Below are 577 nucleotides of genomic sequence, written 5' to 3'. Positions count from 1 at the left end.
ATTCGCGCAAGCCCGCCCGGATGATCGGCCCACTGTGCGGTGGACAATTCGTGGATCGGAGGTTTGCGGCTGGCACCTGGCCGCCTGGGCCGTCCTACGCCCATGGGTGCAGCGTCGGGGGAGATGCTGCGCTTGAGGGTTGAGGGCAGCCGGCGAAGGGGTAGGTGGTGAGAGATGGAAGTCGCCGGATACGATCCCTGCTTCGTTGGGGCCAGGACGATGCCTTCTGGTCGTGTGTCGGCACCGACCAGGAACAGCAACTCTCCCCGACGTCTGACCAGGATCTGCCGGGGAGCGGAAGCCGACTCGAGGTCTGCCTCGTGCAGGGGGTCGCTTCGCTCTGTCCCCGAATGACTGGCTCGGGCTCACGGGCGTAGGTGGCCCCTGGGCTACCGCTCGGTGAAGGACCTCTGCGACTCCCAACCCTCGATGGATCGGCAGAAAGTTCCTACAGGGTGAGGGTGCGGTTCAGGACTGCTTCTGCGGTGTCGCGCAGGCTGGTGTTGTGTGCCCGGGCGTGGGAACGGAGGCGTTGGAAGGCTTCGTTGGTGTCCACGGTCGAGATGTGGGAGATCAT

Annotated in this window: 1 protein-coding gene; it reads right to left on the bottom strand. The window is 65.2% G+C overall.

Annotated features, from left to right (window positions below; genetic code table 11):
- Positions 1-448 precede the first annotated feature (448 nt).
- Positions 449-577: an ANTAR domain-containing protein gene (locus tag CXQ97_RS18990; RefSeq protein ID WP_146069652.1), complete on the bottom strand. Its 129-nt coding sequence runs from the start codon at positions 575-577 to the stop codon at positions 449-451.

Origin of the sequence: Arthrobacter sp. B0490 (assembly GCF_002929355.1) — a bacterium.
Lineage (GTDB): Bacteria > Actinomycetota > Actinomycetes > Actinomycetales > Micrococcaceae > Arthrobacter_D.
This window is presented reverse-complemented; position numbering and strand designations above follow the sequence as displayed.